General features: G+C 63.2%; 18 protein-coding genes and 1 tRNA gene. 10 read left to right on the top strand and 9 right to left on the bottom strand.

What is annotated here, in order from left to right:
• Positions 1-284: 284 nt before the first annotated feature.
• On the bottom strand, positions 285-1706 hold the full coding sequence (locus INT29_RS06100; RefSeq protein WP_101572185.1) for an FAD-binding oxidoreductase: 1422 nt from the start codon (positions 1704-1706) through the stop codon (positions 285-287).
• A 106-nt stretch (positions 1707-1812) separates the two neighbouring features.
• Positions 1813-3180, bottom strand: coding sequence for an MFS transporter (locus tag INT29_RS06095; RefSeq protein WP_226841646.1), 1368 nt, complete (start codon positions 3178-3180; stop codon positions 1813-1815).
• A 235-nt stretch (positions 3181-3415) separates the two neighbouring features.
• Between INT29_RS06095 and INT29_RS06090 the strand changes: the two genes are divergently transcribed.
• Positions 3416-4396 carry a DUF2332 domain-containing protein gene (locus INT29_RS06090; RefSeq protein ID WP_193071082.1) on the top strand — a complete coding sequence of 327 codons (981 nt, stop codon included), beginning with the start codon at positions 3416-3418 and terminating at the stop codon, positions 4394-4396.
• 12 nt (positions 4397-4408) lie between these two features.
• Here INT29_RS06090 and INT29_RS06085 read toward each other — a convergent pair whose 3' ends face one another.
• Positions 4409-5632: a PucR family transcriptional regulator gene (locus INT29_RS06085; RefSeq protein WP_219618875.1), complete on the bottom strand. Its 1224-nt coding sequence runs from the start codon at positions 5630-5632 to the stop codon at positions 4409-4411.
• Between the two features lie 551 nt (positions 5633-6183).
• On the opposite strand from INT29_RS06085, the gene INT29_RS06080 reads away from it, so the two are divergent.
• Complete coding sequence (locus INT29_RS06080) at positions 6184-7755, top strand: choice-of-anchor G family protein (RefSeq protein ID WP_193071081.1); 1572 nt, start codon at positions 6184-6186, stop codon at positions 7753-7755.
• Between the two features lie 192 nt (positions 7756-7947).
• The gene (locus INT29_RS06075) at positions 7948-9315 is read left to right on the top strand and encodes a copper amine oxidase (protein WP_193071080.1); all 1368 of its coding nucleotides are present in this window, start codon (positions 7948-7950) and stop codon (positions 9313-9315) included.
• A 389-nt stretch (positions 9316-9704) separates the two neighbouring features.
• Here INT29_RS06075 and INT29_RS06070 read toward each other — a convergent pair whose 3' ends face one another.
• Positions 9705-10874 carry a PucR family transcriptional regulator gene (locus INT29_RS06070; RefSeq protein ID WP_101572190.1) on the bottom strand — a complete coding sequence of 390 codons (1170 nt, stop codon included), beginning with the start codon at positions 10872-10874 and terminating at the stop codon, positions 9705-9707.
• A gap of 141 nt (positions 10875-11015) precedes the next feature.
• Between INT29_RS06070 and INT29_RS06065 the strand changes: the two genes are divergently transcribed.
• The 3 genes from INT29_RS06065 to INT29_RS06055 all read left to right on the top strand — a co-directional run bounded on the left by INT29_RS06065 (position 11016) and on the right by INT29_RS06055 (position 15485).
• Complete coding sequence (locus tag INT29_RS06065) at positions 11016-12347, top strand: MFS transporter (RefSeq protein ID WP_193071079.1); 1332 nt, start codon at positions 11016-11018, stop codon at positions 12345-12347.
• 100 nt (positions 12348-12447) lie between these two features.
• Positions 12448-14124, top strand: a complete 1677-nt coding sequence (locus INT29_RS06060) for a thiamine pyrophosphate-dependent enzyme (RefSeq protein WP_193071107.1) — start codon at positions 12448-12450, stop codon at positions 14122-14124.
• Between the two features lie 83 nt (positions 14125-14207).
• Complete coding sequence (locus INT29_RS06055) at positions 14208-15485, top strand: M20 family metallo-hydrolase (protein WP_193071078.1); 1278 nt, start codon at positions 14208-14210, stop codon at positions 15483-15485.
• A 128-nt stretch (positions 15486-15613) separates the two neighbouring features.
• On the opposite strand, the gene INT29_RS06050 is transcribed toward INT29_RS06055, so the two are convergent.
• Positions 15614-16237 carry a hypothetical protein gene (locus tag INT29_RS06050; RefSeq protein WP_193071077.1) on the bottom strand — a complete coding sequence of 208 codons (624 nt, stop codon included), beginning with the start codon at positions 16235-16237 and terminating at the stop codon, positions 15614-15616.
• Positions 16238-16564: 327 nt separating this feature from the next.
• Between INT29_RS06050 and INT29_RS06045 the strand changes: the two genes are divergently transcribed.
• Genes INT29_RS06045 through INT29_RS06035 form a run of 3 tightly spaced genes read left to right on the top strand, consistent with a single transcriptional unit; the run spans position 16565 to position 18227 of the window.
• Positions 16565-17179, top strand: coding sequence for a hypothetical protein (locus INT29_RS06045; protein ID WP_193071075.1), 615 nt, complete (start codon positions 16565-16567; stop codon positions 17177-17179).
• Positions 17134-17793: an NAD(P)-dependent oxidoreductase gene (locus INT29_RS06040; protein ID WP_193071073.1), complete on the top strand. Its 660-nt coding sequence runs from the start codon at positions 17134-17136 to the stop codon at positions 17791-17793. The genes INT29_RS06045 and INT29_RS06040 overlap by 46 nt, the downstream gene beginning before the upstream one ends.
• Positions 17790-18227: a MarR family winged helix-turn-helix transcriptional regulator gene (locus tag INT29_RS06035; protein WP_193071072.1), complete on the top strand. Its 438-nt coding sequence runs from the start codon at positions 17790-17792 to the stop codon at positions 18225-18227. Before INT29_RS06040 ends, INT29_RS06035 begins: the two co-directional genes overlap by 4 nt.
• A gap of 34 nt (positions 18228-18261) precedes the next feature.
• On the opposite strand, the gene INT29_RS06030 is transcribed toward INT29_RS06035, so the two are convergent.
• From INT29_RS06030 to INT29_RS06015, 4 genes are all read right to left on the bottom strand, one after another.
• Complete coding sequence (locus tag INT29_RS06030) at positions 18262-18870, bottom strand: hypothetical protein (RefSeq protein ID WP_193071070.1); 609 nt, start codon at positions 18868-18870, stop codon at positions 18262-18264.
• Positions 18871-19204: 334 nt separating this feature from the next.
• Complete coding sequence (gene selB / locus INT29_RS06025; RefSeq protein ID WP_193071106.1) at positions 19205-21016, bottom strand: selenocysteine-specific translation elongation factor; 1812 nt, start codon at positions 21014-21016, stop codon at positions 19205-19207.
• A gap of 1 nt (position 21017) precedes the next feature.
• Positions 21018-22418: an L-seryl-tRNA(Sec) selenium transferase gene (selA, locus tag INT29_RS06020; protein WP_193071069.1), complete on the bottom strand. Its 1401-nt coding sequence runs from the start codon at positions 22416-22418 to the stop codon at positions 21018-21020.
• Between the two features lie 26 nt (positions 22419-22444).
• Positions 22445-22539: transfer RNA gene (locus INT29_RS06015), tRNA-Sec, on the bottom strand.
• Positions 22540-22621: 82 nt separating this feature from the next.
• On the opposite strand from INT29_RS06015, the gene INT29_RS06010 reads away from it, so the two are divergent.
• A complete protein-coding gene (locus INT29_RS06010) occupies positions 22622-23230 on the top strand; it encodes a class I SAM-dependent methyltransferase (protein WP_193071067.1) in 609 nt (202 codons plus the stop codon).
• Positions 23231-23253 lie beyond the last annotated feature (23 nt).

The raw sequence follows: 23253 nt of genomic DNA, 5'->3' as shown, positions 1-23253 counted from the left end.
TCTTCCTCTAACTATACACCCAGTTCGCCCGTTTTGACCCTTGAGTTTCGATTTTCTTTCGTTTATTCTTTGACTGTTTCATCAATTGATGCTCAAGGGCTTCGAGGAGCTCTTCGCGTCCCAGGTCAGTGTGTGGAACGCTGATAGGTGTCTGCTCGTAGGAACGTGACGAGGAAATCCGTCACACACAAACACTGAACACAAAAAGAGCCGCGACACTGTGCGTTCACAATGTCGCGGCTCTCACAGTCACACGCCAATCGTCCCAGGCGAGGACTCGCACCTCAGATCGCGCTGAGCATCTTCCCTGGGTTGAGGATCCCCCGCGGGTCAAGAGCATTCTTCACAGCGATCTGGATCCGCCTCGAGCCCTCATCAAGCTCGTTGTTGAGCCAATCACGTTTGAGGAAGCCCACGCCATGTTCACCAGTGATCGTGCCGCCCAGCTCCAGACCGATGCGCATGATCTCGCCGAAGATCTCCTGCGCCCGTGCGGTCTGCTCCTCATCACTTGCGTCGAAGAATACCGAGGGGTGCGTATTGCCGTCACCAGCATGGGCCACCAGGGCGATCATCAGGCCCGAAGACTCCTGCAGCTCCTTCAACCGGTCGCAGAACTCGGGCATCGCCACCCGAGGCAGGCACACATCGTCGAGCAGCTGGCCTCCCCCATGACTGTTGGCGAACTTCTCGTAGGCGGGTTGGATCATCCGTCGTGCGGCAATGAGCGCGGCCGAATCGCTCGGATCGTCGGAGTACGCGACGTCGAGTGCACCGCAGGCCTCGGCCACCTCGGCGAATTGGGCCATGACTTCCTGCGAATCCGCAGGATTCTGGTCGACCTGCATGATCAGCATCGCCCCCGCGTCACCGTCGAGGCCGAAATCTCCGAACTCGTTGAGCATCTTCAGGCTGGACGAGTCGAGGAACTCCATCAGGCTCGGCACTCCACCGGCAGCCATGAAGTCCGCAACCGTCTGCAGGCCCGAGCGTTCGTCGGGGAACGTTGCGACGGCGGTGAATGGATCCGGCAGCTTCGGGATCAGGCGCAGGGTCGCCTCGACGACGATGCCCAGCGTGCCCTCGGAGCCGACGAACAGATGGCGCATGTCGAGGCCGGCCACACTTTTCGCCGTCTGCGGGCCCAACTTCGTCAGCGTGCCATCGGCCAAGACAACGGTGAGGCTGCGCACGTAGTCCCTGGTCACACCGTATTTCACACAGCACAGGCCACCAGCGTTGGTGGCGATGTTGCCGCCGATCGATGACAGCGCGACCGAGCCAGGATCGGGTGGATAGGACAGACCGAAGGGAGCCAGATGATCCTTGAGGTCCTGGTTGATGATGCCAGGCTGGACGGTGACAAGTCTTTCGGCCTCATTGACGCTGAGGACGTCCTTCATCCGGGAGACGTTGAGCAGGATCGCTCCTGGTGAGCCGTTCGCGCCTCCAGAGATCCCCGACCGCGCACCCTGCGGAACGACCGGCACGCCGTGCTCGGTGGCGAAGCGCATGACTTCTTGGACATCGGCCGCCGACGTGGCCCTGACCAGAGCGATCGCCCCTTCGTGAGGGCAGAACAGAGCTTCATCACGAGCGTGAGCTTCGATGACGTCGGGATCCGTCGTCAGCGCCCCATCACCCAGCCGGGCCGCGAGCGCATCGAGTTCGGCCGGTCCCACCGTGGTCTGGTTCTGTGCTGTCATGACATCCTTCCGAACGGAAATGTCGGGACGGTCACGACCGCCTCGGCGATTCTCATCTGTGACGACGCAATTCCCGACCGGGGCCCGGGTCGGGCCACGTGCGAGGCTACGTCGTCATCTCCGGATTCACCTTATCGGGCGCGGGTGCGGCCTTGAGAACGAGGGTGACGACTCCGGCTGCGACCATGGCTGCACCGACGACCCACATGCCCGCGTTCTGGGTTCCGGTGAGCTCGGCGAGTCCGCCGGTGATGTAGGGCGCGAAGAATCCGGCGGAGTTGCCCAGCGAATTGATCAGCGCGAGCCCCGCGGCAGCTCCGGCTCCGGCGAGGAAGGTCTGCGGCAGCGGCCAGAAGGTCGGAAGGGCCGCACAGATGGCCATGCAGGTGATGGTCACAGCGATCATCGTGGTGAACGGCGAACTCAGGTACAGAGCAATAGGGATCGTGACGCCGCCGATGAAGAGCGGAATCGCAACGTGCCACACTCGCTCGTTGGTCTTGTCTCCGTGACGGGACCAGAAGTACATGGCGAAGGCACCGAAGACATAGGGAATCGCGGTGATGAAGCCGATCTCGACGATCGAATACTCGACGCCGAAGGTCTCCTGGAAGCCGGAGATGATGGTCGGCAGGAAGAAGCTCATCGCGTAGATGCCGTAGACCATGCCGAAGTAGACGAAGGACAGTGCCCACACTCGCGGCTGGAGCAGCGACCGGCGGACCGGGTAGTGGAACGAGTCGGCCTTGCCCTTCTCTTCGGCGTCCATCGTCGACTGGAGCCAGTTCCGCTCCTCCGGAGAAAGCCACTTGGCGTTTCGGGGGTGGTCGGTGAGGTAGAAGATGCACATGATGCCGAGCAGGATCGCGGGCACACCTTCGATGATGAACATGAAGCGCCAGCCGGCGAAATTGGCAAAGAGCGAGTCGCCGCCGGAGATCAGCCACGAGGACAGCGGTGAACCGACGACGCTGGAGAGTGGGATCGCGAGCATGAACAGCGCGGTGGCCCGGGCTCGCATGGATGAGGGGAACCAATATGTGAGGTAGAGGATGATGCCCGGGAAGAATCCCGCCTCGGCGACGCCCAGGAGGAAGCGCAGGAAGTAGAGCCACCCGTGGCTGGGCACGAATGCCATCGCCGCTGCCACGATGCCCCAACTGATGAGAATGCGGGCGAGCCAGATCCGTGCGCCGAATTTGTGCAGAGCAAGATTCGAGGGCACTTCGAGGAGGAGGTAGCCGAAGAAGAAGATGCCGGCGGCGAACCCGAACTGAGTGGCCGTCATCGCGAGGTCTTCGTTCATTCCGCCGGGGCCCGCGATACCGAGATTGGTGCGGTCGAGGTAGTTGATGAAGTACATCGCGATGATGAATGGGATCAGCCGAAGAATGACCTTTCGCAGGGTCCGCTTCTCCATTGCTGAATCGCTCGGCGGCTGCTGGCTCACAGGTGGGTTCACCTCGGATGACATGTGATCTCCCTCGATCAGTCTGAGTCGCCGATGACGGCCCTCGGCACACTACGTCGAAAACATTACGTCAGCACTGCCTGCGTTCCTATACTTCGCTCGATTTGTACCGAATACCGGGACTGGGTGCCGCCTTTGTCCGTCCGAATGCCGACCGTCGCCGAGGTGGTGCCGGAGTTCGCGTCAGGGCCAGGGTCTACGCTGGAGCCACGACCACAGGAAGGCAACGATGCAGCCGATGACCGAGCTTGACGCCGATTCCCTGCGTGAGTACTACCGCAAGTTCGCCCAGCTCGAGGCGACCGACACCTCACCGATCTACGCCGCCTGGGCCTCGGGTGTGGCTCAGGACGACGAGGTCATCAAGCACCTCCTCGATCTGCCCAAGCCGAAGCGCCAGGCCAACCTCCTCTTCGCAGCTGCCCGCCACCTCGGCGCCGGTGAAGGTGACTACGCAGCTCTGCGAACCTGGCTGCTGGAGCACTGGGAGATGACCCGGGATCTGATGCTCGCGCGGTCGACGCAGACGAACGAGGCCGGACGCTGTGCCGTGCTCCTGCCGGCGCTGGCTCAGATTGAGCGCCCGATCTCACTCATCGAGGTCGGCGCCTCGGCGGGCCTGTGCCTGTATCCCGATCGCTACAGCTACACGTACACCACAGAGTCAGGGCCGGTGACCCTCCACCCCAAAGATGGCCCGAGCACGGTCGCACTCGCCTGCGAACTGACGAATGCACCTCCACCCGACCGGATCCCCGAGGTTGCCTGGCGAACCGGAATCGATCTCAATCCCATCGACATCACCGACGGTGACCAGCAGGAATGGCTGCGCTCGCTGATCTGGCCGGAGCACGAGCTGCGCCGGGATCGCCTGAGTGCCGCGGCCTCCATTGTGTCCGCTGAGCCGCCGAGGCTGGTCCCGGGCGATCTGCTCGAGACCGTCGATTCCGTGCTGTCTGAGGCTCCCGCGCAAACGCAGAAAGTCGTATTCCACAGCGCGGTGCTTGCCTATGTCGAACCGGCCGAACGCGAACGCTTCGCCGTCCTCATGCGATCGCGTGATGACGTCGTGTGGATCAGCAATGAGGGAGGCGGAGTGCTGCCGGAGATCGGAGCTCAGGTTGATCGCGAAAAGGACGGACGGTTCGTGCTCGCTGTCGATGGACGGGTAATTGCACTGACCGGACCACACGGGCAGAGCTACGAGGGATTGGATTGACGACGTTGCTATTCAGGCAATCGATGAGTTAGCCGTATAGAGCTTGCACATCCGCAGCGAAAACACCGCGCTGACGAGCTCGGCCAAGCTCAGCGGATCTTTCAGCGAGCGTCCCGTGAGTTCGTGCACACGGCGGAGTCGATAGCGGACCGTGTTGGAGTGGCAGTACAGCTGTTCGGCGGCGCGCTCGGCCGAGCCCTCATTGTCGAAATAGGCAACAAGCGTGTCGAGTATCAACGACCGATCTGCGGCAGGCAGTTCCAAGACTCCTCTGAGCACCTCATAGGCCAGCCGCCGCCCCTCATTCGGCTCACACGCGAGGAGCGCCGCCAAAGGACTCGAGTTGAACTCACACACCTCGGTCTGACCTGGGCGCAATGTCGACAGAGCCGTGCGTGCCAGCTGCAGGGCCCGCGGAGTTTCAGCCAACACCCTATATGGCGGGCTCACTCCTGCACGTGCCGCAATAGTTCTCAGAACGCCCAAGGCAACTTCGTGCTGCTCGGAGTGGAATGACACAACCCCGAGCTGCAGCGTCGGCGTCAGCTGCCACCCCGAGACGATCCCCTGGTCCGCAAACTTCTGTTCCAGGTCGCCCAGACCTCCGCCTGCCGGGTTGCGGTTGTCAACCGCAACCACGATGAGATCCGCATCCGGAGCCAGACCGAGCAAGGTCGCCATCTCCCACGAGCTGCAATCCGGACTCGGCCGTCCTGCAAGCAGCGACTCAACCAACGCCGCACGTCGGCGCCCCTCCTCGGCGAGAAGCTCAGCCGATGCTGCCCTATACGATTCAGTCAATGCCACCGCGTGCGCGTCCGCGACTGACCACAGCCACGTCGCCACCGCGAAGATGGCTTCCGGAGCTTCGCAATCGCCTCCTGGTCTCGCCGCCTCGACCAACGCATCCCAGAGAACGCCGAAGCTGAAATGGTTCGCCTGCAAGATCTCGGCCAGAGGGATCCCCTGCTGAGCCCGACGTCTGCCCGTCTCATGCGGCGTGCTCAGCTGCAACGTGTCGTGACACTGGTTCATCGCGCTGACCGCGGCCCTCAGATTGTCCTCGATCGACTGATGAAGCTCCGCCTGAAGATGCGGCTCTGAGCGCTCGTAGAGTGGAATTCGCTCGAGAATCCTGTCATAGGCATCTCCGACGATGCGCGGCATCTGAGTCTCGGCCCAATTCACGAGTTGGTTGGCATCAGACATCGTCAGCGCCCCCGCCGGCCGGCTCATCTCTGAAAGGTGCAACCCTGTACCCATTCCTCAACCTCGCGTCCAACCGATGTGTACCGATAGTACAAGTTTCAAGCTAGTCATGCACGCATCATCCATGGCCACCTCCACATTCACTCAAATGACAAATCATCTTGATTTCACATGAGCACAGAACTCATCAGTGCACACATTTGCACAGGTTCGCGAAAACGCCGGAAGGGTGAGCATGAAAAAAACCTCCCGCGCTGCGGATATATCAATGGAACCAGATCGAGTATGACGCAGAAATTCAGATCGGCCACCGGTATCCAACAATTGTTCCAGATTACAAACTAGCTTGTTCTTCATGTCAAAGTTTCAAAAAACTCTCAAAATCCCTGGACACGGCCTGAGTGCTTCGCAAGGATGTCCTGTGGGCAACGCTCGTTGGTGCATATGCCGACATCTGAATGAGCGGGCCAACCAACGAGCGGTACTTTGGAGGTAAATTCGTGTCTCACCACGTGCAATCACGTCCCCACAGTGGTCATCGAAAGAGAAAGATGGTTCTCAGGCGAATTCTGCCTGGCATGGCCATCGGAGTTGCGGGCACACTGCTGGCGTCGACCGCGGTATCGGCACAGGGCCTCAACGTCCACGCCGACGAGCCGACGGAAGCTGGAGCCAGTGTCGCAGGCATGACCCTGGACTCGAAAGAACTCGTCGCACTGGGTAAGTCCACGGCCGCATCCAAATCGGATCCGGGTCCCAACCGCGAAGCATTCAACGGCGCCATCGGCGACGACGAAGTCGTCGACTTCGGTGCAGGTTACGAGATTCCGCTCGATGATTTCCTCAGCTTCGGTGAAGCCGGCGCTATCCACAGCGAATCGACCGCTGCCGACTCCAAGAATGGCAAGGCCGTCACCGGAATCGTCGGCGCCGATGGTGGACTCACGCTCGATGGTAAAGACAACGAGTTCGGTACCGCCAACGTCGACCTCCTGTCGCTGGTCGACGCCACTGGAAAATCTGATGTCACCGACGGACTCATCGACCAAGCAGACCTGAACTTCGGCCTCGGCGGCGCCTGGGTCGAAGCAGTTGACGGCGAATTCCAGGATCCGGACGGTGTCGGCGGAATCGGCCAGTACCGCGTCGGCGACGCAAAGCTCAACCTCCATTCCCCAGCCATCGAGGACGCCGGCGACGGCGTGTCCGACGCTGCAGGTCAGATGGAAGACGAAGTCGCCGACAGGGTCAACGACGCGCTCGGCCTCGGCAAAGCCCTTCCGGGGATGAAGGTCGACACGACCGTCACCTCCGACATCCAGGATGACGTACTCGATGCAATTCTGCGTGAACCGATCAAGACCGATGACGGACTCGCCACGATCGACCTTGGAAAGGGTTCAGTCGAGGTCGACCTCGCCCGCCTCGGCGGCAACGACGACGGTGTGACCGATCGTCCAGTCGGAATCAACAACCAGGATCCGAACTCAGAGCTGATCGACGATGAGACATACCCGCTCATCGCCAGCAGCATCCACGATGCCATCGAGAAGGTCATCGACGTCGCAGTGGACACAGCGATCGAATCGCTGCGCAGTGCGAACGTGAACGTTGATATCACTGCTCTCGACGGAACCACCGCTGGATGGGACATGGACCTCACCGGAAAGGTCAGCAACTACGACTGCAAACCTTCCGGTGCGACGGGCGCCGTATCCTGCACGACGATCGACACCGTGATGAACTCGATGGAGACCGTCCTAGGCCCGATCCATGACAAGCTCGCAGACCCGGCCGGCCTGCTGTACAAGGCGTTCACCACGATCAAGACCGACATGATGACGGCCCCAATCCGCGCGGCAGTTGATCCGTTCCTCAAACTGCTGGCAGATAACCTCGTCTCGCTGCAGATCAACCACCAGGAGAAAACTGAGTGCGAGACTGCAGACGGCAAGAAGGTCGTCAGCGGAATGGACGTCTCTGCGCTGAGCCTCGGCGTTGCAGGTGGCAAGTCACGGATGGGCTTCGGTAACGCTGGAGTTCGCACCGATCCCTGCGGCAAGTCGGCAGACGCCGCGAAGCCGGGACCGGTGGAGCCACACAGCGGCACATCGATGTTCGACCCACGCAACCTGTTCCCAGGCTTGTGACACCTTCGACAGCTGCTGATCGCGATGCCAGGCATCGCAGTCGACGCAGATGCAGTACATGCGTTCATGAACACAAGGAACGTATGAGGCTCATCGCGAGATGAGCACCCGGGTGGTGGCGACACATTTCAGGTGCCGCCGCCACCCCTATCTGTCCATGAGATGCCGCCGGGAAAGACGAACTGAGCAACTGTGAGAAGACATGCCTACACGAACAAACGTCTGTTGCAGATCGTGGCAGGAGGGCTATGTCTGATCCTCTTCGTCTCGGCGTGCACTCGAGGTGACGCCTCACCCGAAGATGCGAAGACCGCGGAGTCCTCAGCAGTCGCCTCCAGCACCTGCAAGAAACCCGCGAAGAAGGTCTCGCAGACTCTGTCCAGCGGAGCGACCTGGACGATGTGCTGGGGAGTCCATCCCGATTTCGGTCTCTCTCTTTCCGAAGTCTTTATCGCGCCACCCGGCAAAGACCCGATCAGGATCATCGATTCTGCCTCCATCGCCCAGCTGGAAGTCCCGTATGACACCGGAAAGCGCAACACATCCGATATCACTGCGGCCGGCTTCGGCGGCCGCAAGATGAAGACGCTGCAGTCCGATGCCTGCGCGGGAGACCTGAACTCGATGGAGATCCCGAAGATCGGCGACGGCAAGTACGGGGAGACCGAGACCCGCAACGTCCTGTGCACCGAGGTCATCGACGACGGACTCGCCTATCATTCGAGTGATCTCGTAGCACCGGCCTCCGCCCGAAAGAACGCTTTGCGACTGTCAACGGTGTCTCGGGTGGGCTGGTATGAGTACGTCTCTCAGTACACATTCGGCTCTGATGGATCCATCGATGTGCAGCTCGGCGCAACCGGTGACCTATCGCCTGTCGACTACACGGATGAGGATCACGGTTCGGACGTCGGACATGACGAACATGCGGCGAGTCATTCGCATAACGCCGTCTGGAAGGTCCGCTGGGGGCTCGGAGGCGAAGGCGGAATGAAGGCGCAGCAGTTCGACGCCAACCCGACGGGCAAGTCCGGACCGGAATCACCGATCATGAAGGGGAAGCTGAAGGATATCGAGCACCCTGCCCTTGCACGGTGGAAGGACCGCCGGTGGTGGCGAGTCCTCAACCCCGCGGCGCTCAACGACGACGGGCATCCCATCTCCTATGAGATCGACACCGGAAAGTCGGACTCATTCGAGTTCGTCGATGACGTTGAACATACCCACTCCCACGAGGAAGAGCCCGGGTACGACGTCGGCTTCACGAACTTCAACGAATGCGAACAGTATGCGACGAAAAATCGCGGTGACTGCGGCCGTGGAGTTCCTGAGTTCGTCGACGACGGCAAGGGTCAAAAGCTCGACGACGTCGTGTCATGGGTCGCTGTCGGATTCCACCATGTCCCCCGTGATGAAGAGCAGTCGCCCATGGAGATGCACTGGCAGGGATTCAAGCTGCTCCCTCGTGATCTCACCGCTCAACGATTCGACGTTCCCAAAGGGCATGAAGAAGTGAATGGTGTTCCCGACTCCGAATGGAATCAGGAACCGACGAATTGATCAGCTATCGGTCATAAGTAGTATTTATATTATTCAATAGATCATGCTTGGAATAGTTTCCTATAAACTTGCATTGAAAACCAGATCGGCACGTAAATTTTTATTTAGGTATCCATATTCCAATATTGTCGATTCGCAATTTTGGCTATTTGCCGATCGCGCTAACCTTTCTCAGAACGGAACAGCTGCGGCCCATGCGAATAAGCCAACTCCCCGCGCATGTAGAGGCTTTTATAGGGCGACTACAGTCGTGTATCTAAAATATTAGATTGGCTAAATTGCCCGATCTCGACGAGCTCTTCATGCGATGCGCAAGTGTGCTGCGCCAGTGGCATACTCCAGCTCCCTGCGATCGGGATGGATCAGATGGATGAAGCCGGACCCCTCACTCACGCCCATCCGACAACTAGACGTGCCGCCTCGGCGGGGATCATCGGGTCGACTCCGGTCAGGTCGGCGAAGCGGCGCAGGCGATTGGCCACAGTATTGCGATGGCAGAACAGTTCCGCGGCGCTGGCTCCGATGCTGCCCGAGTGCAGGTAGGTGTGGACGGCCTCGACGAGACGTTCACGTTCGGCCGCTCCGCAGACGGCGAGCGCACGTTCGACGTCGGTGACGATGGAGTTCCCGGCCGCGTTCAGTGCCTGAGCGGCGAGTCTGGCCCAACCGCGTTCCCAGGTCATCGCCCCCACCTCATCATGTGTGAGCAGCTGCGCCAGATCTCGAGCGGTCAGCGCTGACCTGCGCAGGGACCCGATGCCGGCCGCGTGGACCAAACCCACCCGCACCTCGGCGAGGCGACGTTCGGTCGCTTCCAACCGCGACCCGGCGAGCTCGGACGTGCGAGTGAAGGCAATGAGGACATCGCCGAGGTGGTGCGTGAACATGGTCCCGCCCGCGCGCTCGTGATCGGAGATGAGCACCCGCAGCGCCGAGGTGTCCTCACCGCGGGCGGCCACGACGAGCAGCGGACGTTCCGGATCGAGGCCCAGCGCCGAGGCGATCGTGGACAGACGCTCGTCCGTCGGGTGGAGATCGTCGAACAGTCCCGCGATGAGTCCCTGCCGGACGGAGGATTCTTCCTCCCGCATCCGCTGCTGTTCGGCGGCGTAGGCCTGCTGAACCTGGGAGACGTATTCGTCGACGGTGGAGAGCACGATCCCCGTGTGTCGGATGACGAGCTCCGCGTCGTCTTGCGTCGCGACCCTGGTCAGCGCCTCCCACAAGACGTTGAAGTCATGCCGGATCGCCGTCATCAGTGCCTCCAGCGGAATCCCCACCCGAGCGCGTGAGACCCCAACCTCCGTGGACACCGCAACCGGGCCGTCGAAACCACCGGCACGCAGACCTTCGACGAGGGATTGAAATGAACTATGACCGGTCCGCCGCAGTTCTGAGACCGGAATCGGAGCGGGATCGTAGCCGGGCACTCTGACGACACGTGACATGAACCGTTCGGTGAGCTGTTCGAGATCGAGGGCATCGAGGAGTTCGATCCAGCGCTGACGGTCTCCCGGCAGCGGCTGATCCCTGAGCTGTCTCTCATGTGTTGGCGGCATCGTCCTAGACTATGTGCAGTTGCACAATCTAAAACAGCGTTCCCGGGGCAAAAGATGCTCGAAATCGTGCGATCTCACTCTGTAGTGTTCTAAGTTACAGGTTGAATGCCCAACCACGTCCTGCGCTCGATGGAGAAATACATGAGTCACAACGACCCAACTGCTGCGGCGGAATACTCCGCGACGCAGGAGCTCAGCATCAAGGATGCCAACAAGGTCGCCCTCGGCGCCCTGCTCGGCACCGCACTCGAATGGTATGACTTCTTCCTCTTCAGCGCGGCTGCGGCATTGGTCTTCAACGTCCAGTACTTCACCAGTGAGAACGCAACCGCGGCCGCAATGGCTTCGTTCGCCACCTTCGGCGTCGGACTTGCCGCTCGCCCGATCGGCGGACTCATCTTCGGTCGCCTCGGCGACAAGGTCGGCCGCCGCCGGGTCCTCATGGTCACGATCGTCGGCATCGGCATCGTCACCGGCCTCATCGGCGCTTTGCCGACCTACGCCGCGATCGGCTTCGCCGCTCCGGTGCTGCTCGTGCTCCTGCGCATCCTGCAGGGCCTGTTCGTCGGTGGCGAATGGTCGGGTGCCATGACGCTCGTCGTCGAGAACGCCCCACTTCACCTGCGCGCACGCTACGCCGCGATTCCTCAGATCGGTTCGCCCATCGGCACCATTCTGTCCTCCGGCGGCTTCTTCATCATGACCCTGATCCTGTCGGCCGACAGCTTCAGCGCCTGGGGTTGGCGCATCCCGTTCCTCGCCGCCATCCCGCTCCTCCTCGTCGCCGTCTACATCCGCAGCCGCCTCGAGGAATCCCCGGTCTTCCGCCAGCTCGAGGAATCCGGTGAGCTCGAGAAGAGCCCCGTGCGCACCACCTTCCGCGACAGCTGGAAACAGATCATCGTCGGCATGGCCGCTGCCCTTCTGGGCGTCGGCGGGTTCTACCTCGTCACCGCATTCTGCGTCTGGTACGGCGTCAACGTCCTCGGCTACGACGATTCGCTTCTGCTCCTTGGCAGCATGGTCGCCGCCGCTGTCGAGATCTTCTGCCTCATCTGGGGTGGAGCGCTCGGAACGAAGTACGGGGCCAGCAAGGTCATCCTGTGGGGTGGAATCGCCTCGGCGGTGGTCGCCGTTCCGGCCTTCCTCATGTTCGCCTCCGGCCAGCCGGTCCTCGTCGTCCTCGCTATGACACTGGCTGTCGGCACACTGTCACTGCCCTACGCCGCCTCCGGCACCGTGATGACCGGCCTGTTCCCAGCCAGCACCCGCTACACCGGCGTCGCCCTGGCTCAGAACGTCGCCGGCATGGTCTCCGGTTTCATTCCGCTGGCAGCCACCGGACTCGTCGCCGCGGCGGCCAATCACTGGTGGCCGGCCGCTGCGATGCTGGCCTTCCTGTCCCTGTTCACGGCCTTCGCTGGGGCCGTCGCACCGCGCCTGAGCGTCGATCTGCCCGGCTTCAAACACTGAGCAACGCTCGCCGAGGTGGGCCGCCGTGAGCACGGCGGACCACCCGCGCCCCCGCCTGCCCTCACACACCATCGCTTCGCCTTCGGAAGGACCCACACGCATGTTCCGCTCGGCCGGTCATCACATCGTCAATACTCTGGAGAACGCTGGAATCCAGCGGGTCTACGCCGTTCCCGGCGAAAGCTATCTCGACGTTCTCGATGGTCTCTACGACTCCTCGATCGAGACAGTCGTGTGCCGTCAGGAGGGCGGTGCCGGGTTCATGGCTCTGTCCGAGTCGCGCCTGACCGGCCGGCCCGGAATCGCCATGGTCACGCGTGGGCCGGGGGCGGCGAACGCCATGATCTCTGTGCACACCGCCTACCAGGACGCCACTGCACTCGTCCTGTTCGTCGGACTCGTGCCCATCGCGGACCGTGCCCGAGAGTCCTTCCAGGAATTCAGCCTGCCCGAGTGGTTCTCCTCGACCGCGAAGAAGGTCATCATCATCGATGATGAGGATCGCGCCGGTGACCTCACGGCCGATGCCCTGCGCATCGCCGCATCCGGGCGCCCCGGCCCCGTCGTCGTGGGACTGCCAGAGGATGTCCTCGTCCGCATGACAGAGGCACCGGACACAGCCCCGGCCCCGATCGCCGAACCTCAGCCCTCTGCAACAGACCTCGAATCCCTGGCCACACGCATCGGCAATGCAGCGAAGCCGGCCTTCGTCCTCGGCGGGGACGGCTGGCACGAGGGCCACGGGCGGGCGCTGCTCGACCTGGCCGCCTCGGCGGGGATTGCGGTCTACTGCGATTGGCGCGCCTACGACGCCGTCCCCCACACCGGACCCGCCTGGGCCGGCTGGTTGGGCTATGGCCGCGCCGAGGCAGTCGCCGCCGGATACGGTGATGCCGACCTTCTCGTCTTCGTCGGTGCCACCCGATCCGATGTGGCCAGCGACGGCTACACGCGCGGCTTCGACGCGGAGACCGTCGTCGTGGGGCTCGACCCGGAGGCAACCCAGCATGCCGGGCGCATCGACCAGCAGATCCTGGCCTCCCCACGCAGCTTCGTCACGGCGCTGACCGCGTCCACCTCGGTGAACGGCTCGATCGATGCGGCTGATCTGCGCGGGGAGCGCACCGATGAGTGGATGACCTCCCGTTCGGACGTGCAGTCGAAGGTCTCCGCACATCGTCCCGACGCCGAGGTGGCCGGAGCGGTTGCTCGAACCGGCGTCGATCTCGGGGTGGCGTTCGGGATCCTCGACGACCGACTCGACGGGGAAGCCGTGCTCACGTACGGGGCGGGCAACGCCACGATCTGGGGCCACCGCTTCATCAGGCATCTTCAATCGGCGAGCCTCGTCGGTGCCCGCAACGGGGCCATGGGTCTGGCTGTGCCCGGCGCCGTCGCGGCCTCACTCGCCTTCCCAGAACGTCGTGCGGTCGCGATCTGCGGCGATGGCGACTTCCTCATGAACGGTCAGGAGCTGGCCACGGCCTTCGCTCACGGGGCGAGTCCGCTGGTCATCGTCGCCGACAACGGCGTGTACGGCACGATCGTCCAGCACCAGGTCAACCACTATCCGGGCAGGCCCTCGGGCACACGCATGGTCAACCCCGATTTCGCGGTATGGATGTCATCCTTCGGCGGACACGGCGAACGCGTGGAGAAGACCGAAGACTTCGAGGCGGCCCTCGACCGAGCCCTGGCAGCAGAGGGCCCGGCGCTCATCCACGTCCTCATCGATTCCAAGCTCATGCCTCCGGCCGCCGATGAGATCGCAGGCTGACGCTGCCACACGCATGACACATTCGCACTCCTGACTCTGCCTCACCCCTGACATCTCCCCAGCACACCCGAAAAGGACGCACCATGACACAGACCCCCATTTCGCAGACTCCCGCAGCACAGGCCGACCGTGACGACGAGTTCCTCGCCGACTGGTCCGTGCATTCGCGATTCGGAGCCGTCGAGGGCACGAACGGCGTCGATCGGCAGGCGGCGAGCGCTGCCGATGGCGAGCAGCGCAAATGGTTCGCCGAGCTGCTGGAGAAGCACGGGTTCAGCGTTCACCGGGATGCGATCGGCAATCAGTTCGGTCTGCTCGAACTCGTTCCCGGCGCCCCTTACGTCCTCACCGGATCGCACATGGATTCGCAGCCGACCGCCGGCCGCTTCGATGGGGCGTATGGCGTCATGTCCTCGGCCCACGCCTGCTTCGCCGTCGCCGATGAGCTGCGCGCCGACCCTGCAAGGGCGAAGTACAACCTCGCCGTCATCAACTGGTTCAACGAAGAGGGCTCGCGCTTCAAACCCTCGATGATGGGCAGCAATGTCTTCACCGGCAAGGCCGAGCTCGAGGCGGCACTGGCCACCACCGATCCCAAAGGAATCACCGTCGCCGAGGCGCTCGATGCCATCGGTGAGCGCGGAGACTTCACCGCACCCGAGATTGCCGCCTATGCCGAGATCCACGTCCAGCAGGGTCGCAGCATGGAAGAGGACGGGGTCACGATCGGCCTCGTCAATGCCACCTGGGCCGCCCATAAGTACGAATTCCGTGTCACCGGGGAGCAGGCCCACAGCGGATCGACCCTGATGAGTGACCGCCGCGATGCTCTCCTCGGTGCCGCTCGCCTGGTGGTGGCCGCCCGTGAGCTCGTCGACGAATTCGACGCTGGGGCGCTGCACACCGCGTGCGGTGAGCTCAACGTCTACCCGAATTCCCCGGTCGTCGTCGCGAGCGAGGTCGGGCTGCTCCTCGACCTGCGATCGCCGCGCGCCGAGGTGATCGCCGCCGCCCACGATTCCCTCATGTCCACAATCGCGAAGGTCAATGACGAGGTCGGTGTCGAGATCGAGATCGTCGCCGAACACAGCTGGGATCAGAACCCGTATTCCGAGGACGGGGTCGAGCTGGCACGATCAGCCGCCGAGGACCTGGGACTCACCTCGGCGAGGGTGATGACCGTGGCCGGCCACGACTCGACGAACATGAAGGACACCGTCCCCACGGTCATGCTCTTCATCCCCAGCGTCGGCGGTGTCTCGCACAGCCTGCAGGAGTTCACGAAGGACGAGGATCTCGTCTCCGGCCTGCATCACCTCACCGAGGTGGTGCGGCGGCTGGCCGCTGGCGCGCTGGGCTGAGCTCGCCCCTCCCGCTTCCGCTTCCGCTTCCGCTAGTCAAAAGTGCCCTGGTAGAGCACAAATGCTCTACGTGAGCACGTTTGGCTTGCGGGCGTCAGGGCTCGCCGCAGCCGGGACACATAGGTGCGTCAATTGATGGGCTCGACGTCCTGGTTCTCATCGACGAGTTCTTCGGCCAGCGTCTCCCACTTGTCATAGGCATCGGGATGTCCTGAGCCTTGGACCGCCTGGGCCGCGGCGCCGGGATCCATCGTCTCCCACCCCGCGATCTGAAGCAGCCCCGGGTTCGGGCACTCTGGATTGACTCCGTAGAAGGACTTCGAGGCGTACACCGCATCGGTGATCTGCCCGTGGGTCCCCCAACCGTATGACGGCCGCTGTTGGAACAGTCCGGCAGAGTCTTTGTCGCCGCTGTCGAGATTCCGCAGACTCGATTCCTGCAGCGCGGTCATGACAGCGATCTTCTGAGCCTGGTTCGAGAGTTCAGAGCCCTTGCCGACGGCGATGATGGTGCGCGCATTGTCGCTCTGCTCCTGGGTGAGCTGGCTGGTGTCCTGGGTGCTGCTGATTTCACCGCCGTTGCGGGTATCGCCGGTGGCAGGATGGCTGCCGCTGGTGGGTGCTCGGGTCTCCGCCAGCGCTGCGGTCTCAACTGACGCCGCGGTTGCCGCAGAAGCAGTCGCCGCTGCAGCACCGCCGGCGAGGAGGATTGCTGACAGAGCTGTCACCGCTGATGCTCGTGCAAGTTCCATCTATTCTGATTCTCCCGGTGTCGGCTCGATCGAGCAATGGCCATTGTGTTGAACTATAGGCGAGCGCGACTTACTCTCTGCCGAGAAACGTACGGTCCTCCGCTTTCGATCTTCTGTCTGCTCGCCCACGCTCCAGCCTCCCTAAAAGACAATGGCACCTGCAACGAACACGACGTCAACGTCAGTTGAATTGTGGAGATCCTGCGGTGTGTCGAAGTCGCGCTGCGGTCGGTGGTTCCATTGCCTTGGGCGCCTAACCGTCCCGGCCGCAGCGATATCGATGTCGTCGCAGTTATCAGCGATGAGCGGAAGGAGCGCCGCGGCTTCATGGCACGCTTGCGTCTGCTGCACCTTTCGCAGCTTCCCCGCTTAAGCGTGCGCGCCGGACTTGGGCTGGGCTTCAGCGCGTGCTGCAACACCGTGTTCGTCTGGGAATCGGACGTCTCCAGACCGGTGATTCAGATACGGCCGATCGCCTCACATGTCGGGGAGATCCTCGAGCCAACAGAAGCGTTCGACGTCAATCCGGTGATCTGGAAGCAACTCGTCGACGGCGGCATCTCCGTCCGCGGCGACAAGGTTTCCGACTGGGATCTTGATCCCGAGCCCGAGGTGCTGCACGCGTGGGTGGCACGCAACCTCTGCGAGTACTGGACTCCACTTGCTGACAGCCTGGGCAGCATGCTCTCGACGAATTCCCGGACCATAGTCCGATCATCGAGGTTGCTCTGGCGCGGCTGCTGCGCGACCCGATACCGACGCATCCGCCACGTGAGTGATGGCGGACAAGCACTGGTCTGGCGATGTCCGCTATTCTCATTGAGGCGAGAAACTGATACGCTTCTCGTACTATATTTCCAACGTCGCATCTCCAACCACTCCACGAGGAGGCCCACATGGACATCGCGGTTTTCGGAGCATCCGGGCCGACCGGCCTGCTGATCTGCCAACAGGCAGTCGACGCAGGGCATTCGGTCAGAGCGGTGAGTCGGCGTCGCGAGCGCCTTCCCCTTCCACGAGGTACTGAGGTCGAGCAGGTTCTGGCAGATCCCGGGACTGGGGACGGCATCGACGCAGCGCTATCCGGCGCGCAGGCTGCTCTGTCCGCGCTGGGAGCCGGTTCTTATACGCGAAAGCAGATTGACATCTACTCGGCCGGTACCGCGAATATCGTCGCCGGCCTCAGAGCGCAGGGCGTCGGACGACGACTCGTCGTCGTGAGCTCCGGGCTGACATATCCGCCGCCCCGCCTGAACTTCTTCGCCGACAACATCCTGTTTCCCCTGTTGCGCAATGTCATCGGAAAGACCGTCTACGCCGACATGCGGGCAATGGAGGAATACCTCCTCGACTGCGACGACATCGACTGGACGGTCATGCGGCCGGCCAGGCTGATCAATAGGGACCATGTCTCTGATTATCGGCTGACACTGGATTCCCTGGGCGGCAACTTCACCTCTCGCGCGGATCTGGCCGCGGCGATGATCGCTGAACTCGATGAGTCGCCTCACATCCGACGAGTCGTCGCTCCTTCAACCGACCGACACGCGAAATGAGTGAGGATGGCGCATCGCTGCCCAGCGTCCGTGACGCAATACGCGAACTGAGAATCGAGCTCGTCATCCTCAACGACAGGGTTGCGCGCTCGGTCAAGCTTCAGCCCCGCGATCTGGACATCCTCGATGTCGTCGACCGGGAAGGGCCGTGCACACCGTCACAGATCGCCGACCGGATCGGCTGGAGCCGAGCAACAGTGACCGGAGTGCTCACACGACTCGAGGCCGACAACTGGATCGAACGAGAGACCAACCCCACCGACGGTCGTTCCATGACCATCAGGTCCACTGGGCGATTTGCAGAGTTGAACGCCGCCTATGCTGCTGTCGACCGCGAAGTCGATGATCGCGCCAGAGCCACGGAGGCTGCCGCCTTCATCGTCGAGACGACGAAGAGACTGCGAAGAATCAACCGCTCAGACGCGGCAATCTGAGCACGGCGGTCGGGAGCCAGGCCGGATCCGGAACTCATTCGATGTCGTCGACGTCCTGGTTGTCATCGACGAGCTGCGCGGCAAGGGGTTCCCACTTCGCGTATTCGTCGGGGAAAGCCGAGGACTGCACGTCCTGCGCGGCCCGACCCGGGTCGATGTTCTCCCAGTTGTCGATCTGGGTCAGGCCCGGATTGGGGCTGTCGGGGTTGACTCCATAGAACGACTTCGAGGCGAAGACGGGATCCTCCACCTGCTCGGCCGATCCCCAGTTCATCGAGGGGCGCTGCTGGAACGCTCCGACGGAGTCACGATCCCCGCCGTCGAGATTCTGCAGGCTCGACTCCTGCAGTGCGGTCATCACGGCGATCTTCTGGGCCTTCTCCGACAAGTCTGCGCCCTTACCGACACCGATGATGGTGCGAGCATTGTCGATCTGCTCGGAGCTGAGCTCATCCGGATCGTCGATGCCCACGGCTGTGCCGTCGCCCTGGCCCTGACCGGCCCCCGAGACGTTCTCGCTCGGCTGGTCGACGGCTCCTGAGATCGGACCCGCCGCGGCCGAAGTCACCGCCCCCAGGGAGAGACCCCCTGCGATGACGGCAGCGGACAGTGCAGTCACCGCAAATTTGCGCACGCTGTTCATCTGTTCTCACTTTCCTGTTGGATCGGGCGAGCTGCCCGGACGGCGTCCTGATCGGATTCGGAACACATCTGCTTCCTGCTTTCGGCACAGGGATGCTCCGGTAATCGCCTCACACCACACTGTCGGACGCAGGTAGGCGGTTCAATGCCGAGACGCTCATAGGTGGCTTAGTCTCGCAGCAACGAATCGGAAGGGGCTGGTGAGCATCAGCTCAGAATTCGCTGGATGCTCTGCGACACTACGGGGCGCCCGCACGCATCCGTGACCCGGGTCTCGGCCCGCCCATCGGGCCACTCGAAGGTGAGGGTCAGGCTCCATTCAGGCGCGCGTCTGTCTACCTCACAACCTCGCGTGATGTGTTGTCGATACGGCGGGTCCAACCGCGACCGTCGAGGTATTCGAGCAGGGGAATGACGACGCGCCGCGTGGTGCCCAGAGCCTTCCTGGCCGCACTCGTCGTGAACGGCTGGTCCAGTCGCGCAAGCAGTCGCATCGCCTGTGCCGGTGTCCGTGGTGACACAACCACACCATCGCCGAGGCGCAGGAGCCGTCCCGCGGATTCGGCGACAGCAAGCTCTCGCACTCCCAGTCGGAGTTCTCGCAGGTCATCGGCCTCGGGAGCTGCGAAGGGATTGGCCGCCAAGCGTCGTTCCACCTCGGCGACGCCTGCTTCGGCCGGACCCAGATCGGCGGTGTGACCGGGCGGGCGGACCATGCCTTTGACCGTATCGAGGCCGGCGCGAGAGGCGATGGCAGCGACGAGTTCCTGACCGCCGCTGTCAGGCAATGGAGGGTCGACGCGGCGCAGCTCTTCGGCCAGTGCCTTCTCGGGCACACCAGCAGCCAGAGGCTCTGCCGCCAGCTTCGCCCTCACGATAGTCTCCGCGTTCTCGACCCACTTCTCGAGTGTCTGTCGGTGGACGAGCCATCCTCCGGCGATCTCTTCAACGCCCGCGACGGCGTCGGGAAGCGTCAGTCCGAAGCGCACCAATCTGGCCCGTTCCACGGCTCCACGGCGGGCCACCTCGGCGAGGATGTCCCCGGTTTCCGGACGCCCGTTCAGCTCTCGGGCACGCCGGGTGCCGGCTCCACGGCGGCCGAGTTCGGGAGGGTCGACATCGAGGACGACGACGCCTGCAAAGACGTTGCGGCTGCCGGGGCTGCGCAGCACGATCCGGTCCGTGACCTGCAGCGGCAGCGGACGCTCGAGTGTGAGGCGGGCGTGGTCGCCGTCGAAGGGCCTCATGTGCACCGCGACCGCGGCGGTTCCGATGTGGAGCATGAGTCCGTGCACGCCCTCGTCGAGCAGCTGGCCCATGGTTCGGCGAACGTCAATGATGTCGACGATCGGCCATGCATCGTCGGTGATGAGAGCGTCACCGCGGTGGATATCATCGGCTGCGACCTCGCGCAGATTCACGGCGACACGGGCGCTAGGGGCGACCTCCTCGGCGGAGGAATTCCGGCTCTGCAGACCACGGACTGCCGTCGCCTCGTCCGAGGTCTCCCCGACGAGGCGCAGGCGGTCCCCGGTGCGCAGAGTTCCGGCCGTGAGCGTGCCGGTGACCACGGTGCCGGCGCCCTTGATCGTGAAGGCGCGGTCGACCCACAGCCGCAGTCGGGCCTCCGCGTCGGGGGCCGGAGCTTCGGCGGTGACGGCATCGAGCGTCGCGACGAGTTCGTCGAGTCCGTCCCCGGTAGTCGCGGAGACGGTGAGCACCGGAGCATCGGCCAGCGGTGTACCCCGCAGTTCGGCTCTGATCTGGGCCTCTGTCGCTGCGACCGACTCGGGGGCGAGGTCAGCGCGGGTGATGACGACGAGGCCGCGGGTGATGCCCAGCGCGGTGATCGCGTCCCGGTGATCACTCGACTGGGCCTGCCACCCCTTGTCCCCTGCGACGACGAGGCACACGATGGGGGCCGGGCCGACGCCTGCGAGCATGTTCGCGAGGAACTTCTCATGCCCGGGAACGTCGACGAAGGCGAGCTCCCTCCCGGACGGCAGAGTCGTCCAGGCGAAGCCGAGGTCGATCGTCAGACCCCGCTTCCTCTCCTCTGCCCACCGGTCCGGTTCCATCCCGGTCAGGGCGTTGACCAGGGTGGACTTCCCATGATCGACGTGGCCGGCGGTTGCGAGAACGTACATCTCAGGCATGGCTCGTGAAGTCCGGATCATCGCCGAAACCCACACCATCGTCACCGAGGTGGTTCCGCGTGTTCGCACGAGCCCGGTTCACGGCCTCGCCGATCAGATCGTCATCGGCTTCTGGGACGCAGCGCAGGTCGATGAGGCATCGTCCCTGGTGAACTCGGGCGACGACTGCCGGGTCGCCGAGGCGCAGCGGGCGGGCGAGCTCCTCGGGCAGTTCGATGGCCCATCCGGGAAGGGGAACACCGGGGGCTCCCCCGCCGCCGACGCGACCGTCATGGGCGACGACGGTTCCAGAGGCAAGCTCTGCCAGGTGCTCGGTGCGTTCTTTGAGTCTGTCGAGATCGATGTGCAGTGCCTCATGGACCGGGTTCTCGGTGTTCGCAACCGTGGCCTCGATTGCGGCCAGCGTGAGTTTGTCGGTGCGCATTGCCCTGGCCAGGGGGTGCTTCGCGATGCGCTGGACGGCGTCGCTGCGACCGAGGATGAGGCCCGCTTGAGGACCGCCGAGGAGTTTGTCACCGCTGACGATGACGACATCGGCTCCGGCGGCGAGCGCGCTGGCGATATCGGGTTCGTTGGGCAGATACGGGTCGGGTTCGAAAAGTCCGCTTCCCAGATCGGCGATGAGGGGAAGGTCGTGCTCGTCGGCAAGTTCACGCAGCTGCGCAATCTCAACCGAGGCGGTGAAGCCTTCGACTCGGAAGTTGCTTGTGTGGACCTTGAGCAGGCTCGCAGTTTCGGCGGTGATGGCCTGCGCATAATCGTCGAGGTGGGTGCGGTTCGTCATTCCGACTTCGCGCAGCCGGGACCCGGTCGTGGCCATGAGGTCGGGAAGGCGGAAGCCGGCTCCGATCTCGATGAGTTCGCCGCGGCTGATGACGATCTCACCGGGACCACCCGTGTTACCAGCGCCGACGCCGTCTTCACGGCACAGCGCTGTCACGGCGAGCAGCAGGGCGGCGGCACCGTTGTTGATGACCAGTGCGTCTTCGGCGTCTGGGCAGGCACGCAGAAGTGCCTGCTTGGCGCCGGTCCCCCGCTTGCTTCGCTTGCCGCTGACCAGGTCCAACTCAACGTCGACATAGCCGGCCGCATCGGCCACGGCCCGGCGAGCGGACTCGGACAGAGGAGCCCTGCCCAGATTGGTGTGGACGATGATTCCGGTGGCGTTGAGGACCGGGGTCAGTGACGATGCCGAGTCGGAACTTAAGCGGGAGATGATGGTGGGGGCCACCTCGGCGACGGGAATCTCACCGTTGCGAGCAGCGGTCTGAGCTTCGGAGATGATCGCTTTGATCGTAGCCCGACTCCGGCTCTCACCTGCGGCGATGACCTCGGGAAGGGCGAGGAGATGATCGGTGCGCGGGATGCTGCGCCGCGGATCCGTATCGACCAAGACTGCGTTCTCCTTCACTGCGGTGGTGGCGGAGGCGGACGGGAATCGAACCCGCCAGACCGAGATACTCGGTCTCACCGGTTTTGAAGACCGGGGAGCCCACCAGGACTCGGACGCCTCCGTGTGAAATCCTACCCCGCGTGGCCGGTGCTATCGCTCTGCTCGTGCTGATCACCGAGTGCTAGCCTGAAAGCGGAGGCATCATGGCTGATTTCACCTGGAACCCCGACACTTACCTCGACGTCATGTCCGAGGAGATCCCCGATTACCGACTGCTGCAGGACGAGCTGCTGGCTGCTGTGGTGGAGGTCGGCCCACGGACGATCCTCGACCTCGGCGTGGGCAGCGGGCTGACCGCCAGACGGGTCGCCGAGGTGTTGCCGCAGACTCATATCCACGGCATCGATGAGAGCGTTGAGATGCTCGCCGGTGCCGCGAAGGTCCTCGACCCGGATCGCAGTTCGCTCTCTCATGGGCGACTCCAAGATTCCCTGCCGGCCGTCCCCGTCGACCTCGTCATGTCGACCCTCGCTGTGCATCATCTCGATGCCGATGAGAAGGCCGATCTGTTCATGAGAATCCACGAGGTGCTCGTCGACGGCGGTCGGTTCGTGCTCGCCGACCTCGTCGTCCCTCCCGATCCGTCAGATGTGGTCACGCCGATCGACGGAGTTGTCGACACCCCCAGCCCGCTGGCCGAGCAACTCGAGTGGCTGACCGAGACCGGTTTCACACCACACGTGACCTGGCAACATCGTGACCTCGCCGTGGTCGCCGCAGACAAGGCGGGGCAGAGACACCGACCGGATTGAGTACACCTCCCGGTGAAGTCGCC

The organism is Brevibacterium sp. FME37, from assembly GCF_014897485.1.
Lineage (GTDB): Bacteria > Actinomycetota > Actinomycetes > Actinomycetales > Brevibacteriaceae > Brevibacterium.
The sequence above is the reverse complement of the archived record's forward strand: the minus strand, read 5'-3'. Positions and strand labels throughout refer to the sequence as shown.

Excerpts from the sequence above, each read along its gene's own strand:
- INT29_RS06065 (WP_193071079.1), top strand. The coding sequence starts at position 11,016 with ATGAGTCACAACGACCCAACTGCTGCGGCGGAATACTCCGCGACGCAG.
- INT29_RS06030 (WP_193071070.1), bottom strand. The coding sequence starts at position 18,870 with ATGAACAGCGTGCGCAAATTTGCGGTGACTGCACTGTCCGCTGCCGTC.
- INT29_RS06050 (WP_193071077.1), bottom strand. The coding sequence starts at position 16,237 with ATGGAACTTGCACGAGCATCAGCGGTGACAGCTCTGTCAGCAATCCTC.
- INT29_RS06055 (WP_193071078.1), top strand. The coding sequence starts at position 14,208 with ATGACACAGACCCCCATTTCGCAGACTCCCGCAGCACAGGCCGACCGT.
- INT29_RS06045 (WP_193071075.1), top strand. The coding sequence starts at position 16,565 with ATGGCACGCTTGCGTCTGCTGCACCTTTCGCAGCTTCCCCGCTTAAGC.
- INT29_RS06035 (WP_193071072.1), top strand. The coding sequence starts at position 17,790 with ATGAGTGAGGATGGCGCATCGCTGCCCAGCGTCCGTGACGCAATACGC.
- INT29_RS06070 (WP_101572190.1), bottom strand. The coding sequence starts at position 10,874 with ATGCCGCCAACACATGAGAGACAGCTCAGGGATCAGCCGCTGCCGGGA.
- INT29_RS06090 (WP_193071082.1), top strand. The coding sequence starts at position 3,416 with ATGACCGAGCTTGACGCCGATTCCCTGCGTGAGTACTACCGCAAGTTC.
- INT29_RS06080 (WP_193071081.1), top strand. The coding sequence starts at position 6,184 with ATGGCCATCGGAGTTGCGGGCACACTGCTGGCGTCGACCGCGGTATCG.
- INT29_RS06060 (WP_193071107.1), top strand. The coding sequence starts at position 12,448 with ATGTTCCGCTCGGCCGGTCATCACATCGTCAATACTCTGGAGAACGCT.
- INT29_RS06100 (WP_101572185.1), bottom strand. The coding sequence starts at position 1,706 with ATGACAGCACAGAACCAGACCACGGTGGGACCGGCCGAACTCGATGCG.
- INT29_RS06085 (WP_219618875.1), bottom strand. The coding sequence starts at position 5,632 with ATGAGCCGGCCGGCGGGGGCGCTGACGATGTCTGATGCCAACCAACTC.
- INT29_RS06095 (WP_226841646.1), bottom strand. The coding sequence starts at position 3,180 with ATGTCATCCGAGGTGAACCCACCTGTGAGCCAGCAGCCGCCGAGCGAT.
- INT29_RS06010 (WP_193071067.1), top strand. The coding sequence starts at position 22,622 with ATGGCTGATTTCACCTGGAACCCCGACACTTACCTCGACGTCATGTCC.
- INT29_RS06040 (WP_193071073.1), top strand. The coding sequence starts at position 17,134 with ATGGACATCGCGGTTTTCGGAGCATCCGGGCCGACCGGCCTGCTGATC.
- selB (WP_193071106.1), bottom strand. The coding sequence starts at position 21,016 with ATGTACGTTCTCGCAACCGCCGGCCACGTCGATCATGGGAAGTCCACC.